The sequence below is a fragment of the Photorhabdus caribbeanensis genome (genome assembly GCF_018448885.1).
GTDB lineage: Bacteria > Pseudomonadota > Gammaproteobacteria > Enterobacterales > Enterobacteriaceae > Photorhabdus > Photorhabdus caribbeanensis.
In genome coordinates, this window is record NZ_RCWB01000081.1 from 1 (window position 1) to 3,081 (window position 3,081).

At 49.3% G+C, this 3,081-nt stretch carries 2 protein-coding genes and 1 pseudogene; all 3 read right to left on the reverse strand.

The annotated features are described in order from the left end of the window. Window positions 1-203: pseudogene (locus tag EAE90_RS24800) on the reverse strand (hemagglutinin repeat-containing protein); the annotation flags it as partial. A gap of 148 nt (window positions 204-351) precedes the next feature. Further along, complete coding sequence (locus EAE90_RS22930) at window positions 352-582, reverse strand: hypothetical protein (protein WP_036811799.1); 231 nt, start codon at window positions 580-582, stop codon at window positions 352-354. Then, window positions 579-3,081: hemagglutinin repeat-containing protein (locus EAE90_RS22935; RefSeq protein ID WP_246551109.1), on the reverse strand; the 2,503-nt coding region annotated here is incomplete at its 5' end. The genes EAE90_RS22935 and EAE90_RS22930, both read right to left, overlap by 4 nt.

Genomic DNA, 3,081 nt, shown 5'->3' on the forward strand with positions numbered 1-3,081 from the left:
TGATTGCCTGCGGCCAGATTAACATCCTGAGTGCCTGCCACGTTACTGCCGGTGATATTCAGGTTATTCCCGGCCTGTACAGTCACGCTGTCGCCACTGAGCGTGGTGCTCTGTGCGCGGCGTTCATACACTTCGTCGTGAGTTTCGACGGAGGATTTGGAGAGTAAACCTTTACTGGTCTGTTTGCTGTGTTCTATCAGGTCTCATGAAGCGGTTCCCACTTAAATGTGAGCGAATGCTTTCCTGTGCTTCTTCATAGAAAACTTTCCCCTACTTGTTGGGTGTCCAACTTTCGGGGGCAGTTCACTTTAGTTGGGATCTTTTTAACATTATGACGACATTAAACTTTTCCTAAAATCTTTTATGTTGAAGATAATTTATCAAACAAATAACACCACCTAGGAATATCCCCATAACGACACCTATTCCAATAGCCTCAACAATATCTTTATAACCGATGAAGAACACGCCAGTTTCAAAATAAAGAACAAATTTAACTAACAGTTTTACCGCCATGACCGTGATGAACACACCTACGCTCTGAACTAAAGACCAATATAAAAAATAGATTATAAATTTCATTTTTTATCCTTAGAGCTTAACTCATCCATAATTACTTTATTTGCAGTTTCAGAACCAACAGCTCCTACTGCACTACCAACAATGCTAGGAGCAGGGGATACTAACGGTGGTGCAGATATCGAAGGATTGATTAAATTGAATCTTTCTTTAAATCCATTTGACCAAGGATTCATTTTATTATCCAAATAGTTAGTAGTTCCCTTTGTCACTCCATAACCTACTGATGATCCTACAAACGCCCCTCCCATCGGTAACCACGGAGAATTTCCATCAATTACGCTAGAAACACCTGCGCCTAATGTGTTAGTCGCAGCAGTACCCCAATACCCCATTCCTGCCGTTGCACCGCCTGTAATCAAAGATGTCCCGAAACTGGTATAGCTAAAGTTTTCTTGAGGATTGTTGTAGATGTTGTAACCTTGCATTCCTAGGTTGGCTAAGCCTGTAGTACCTACACCTATAGCTCTGTTTGCAATAGTCGTACTTCCAATCCAATTAGTAACAGCAGGTGTAGCCGTTTTAGCTAATGTCGGTAAGGCTAGAGAAATTGTTGCAATTACTGCCCGTGGGATATTATTGCTTTTCTGCAATGTATCGTAATTATCAATTACTGGGCTAATCTGGTTAAGGCTATATTCTGTTAATTTTGTACAGTCAGCGTCACAATTTGATGATTGAATAAGCTTGATCAACTCTTCCTGTTGTTTCATCAGATAATCTTTTGAAATCTTAGTTTCAATAGCTTTCTGTTGCTGATCTTGATCAGCTTTACTAGCAACCTCAATTAAGCGATTCTTTTCTTCATCAGTAGATGATGCTTTATATTTTTCCAACCATGAGGTGATCTGACCTGCCTTCAGGAAATTATTCTCCACCGCATTCTTCCCGGCCTGGGCCCCGGTGACGGCGCTGCCGGTGGAGTCACCGGCAATGCCGCCTGCCAGCCCTGCCGCCAGAGTGGAAAGGGTGCTGATGGTCTGTTTTTCCTCTTCACTTAAGTCGCTGACTTTAACATTCTCACCATGAATATGCTTCATCAGTTCTCGTGCGGCCAGTTCACCGCCCGCCGCTCCTGCTGCCCCCGCCAGCGCATTGTTACCACTGACTTCGGCGGCCACTGCCCCCAGAATGGCATGGGCCAGGGTATTGGTGACGACATCGACCTTGTGAGTTTTCGGGTCGGTAGTCAGGTCTTTAATCACCCCGGCCAGGTAAGGGGAAGCGCCGCCTGCCAGTGCCTGACCAATATTTCCGCCCGCGAGTCCCTGAATGGCCGCGGTAGCCGCCTGTAAAGCGGTGTGGTATTTCCCACCGGTGCCCAGGCCAGACTCATTCAATGCCTGGTTATAGGCGGTTTTGTAAATCTGGTCTTTAATGAGTTCCGGGGTGATATCGGTTTTACCTTTATCCTCCAGTACTTTTATGGCCGCTTCTCTATCCGGGTCACTGATGTTCTCCAGTTTGGCTTGGGCTGCTTTGGTGGCGATAATTGCCCCTTCGGTACTGGCGATATCAATCACCTGCGCACTGATTTCGCCAATCAGTTGGGCCTGTTTCAGCCGTTGCTGCTCTTTCTCTTTGTCAAAGATAGGACTGAGAGCATTATTGGCGTGGTCGGTATCCCGGCTCAGGGTGGTGACATCCTGTTGCTGGTTGCCTTTGTCCCGGATAATCAGGGTGCCGTCGCTGACCGCGGCGTGAGTGGTGCTTTGGTCATGGCCTTCCCGGTTAACGCCGCCCAGGGTATTGGCTGCCAGATTACTGAGAATCATGCCGCCTGTGGAACCGCCTGTGCTGATACTCACGCTGTGGTGCTCGGTTTTAAAATCCGCTTTGTTTTTGATATCGCCAAAGCCGAGAGTGCCGGTATCGAGGGTGTTTTTGTCTTTGTCTGCGGTACTGGCAATGACTGCGCCGTCAAGCTGGGTGTGTTCACCCACTTTCACTTGATAGCCGCCTTTACCGGCAAACAGTCCGGTCTGTTCCTGTACGGAGTCGAAGTTGCTGTGGATTTTGTCGCGGCTGGCGCTGAGGTTCAATGAACCGCTAGGTTGTGGACCGAGAGTAACACTGACACCGGCACTGGCGTTCTGTTGCTTCATATCGTAGCGGTTGCTGTCCTGCTCGCTGCTGAGCGTCAGGTGGCGTTTGACGTCGGCGGTAATCTGTTCGCCGCTGACCTGAGCGCCTTTGAGCGAGGCATCCCGGCCAGCGTTGAGGGTGACGGTTTGCCCCGCATCCAGCGTAGTTTCGTTATGGCTGACGCCGTTACCGCTTTCACGGCCTTTGCCGCGGTTAACACTGGCGGAGAGATTGATACCCGTGCCCCCCGGTCCGGCGGTGAAACCGACGCCCAGTGAGCTGCCGCGACTGCTGTTTTTGCCGGTGGTCTGTTCGGTGTTCTGGCTGGATGAGAGCTGGATATCCCGGCTGGCATTGAGTTGCAGGTCTTTGCCCGCCTGCAACTGGCCGCCCTGAATGCGGATATCGCCGTTCTGG

Bases quoted from the DNA above. Each gene is read 5' to 3' on its own strand.
- EAE90_RS22930 (WP_036811799.1), bottom strand. From the start codon at position 582: ATGAAATTTATAATCTATTTTTTATATTGGTCTTTAGTTCAGAGCGTA.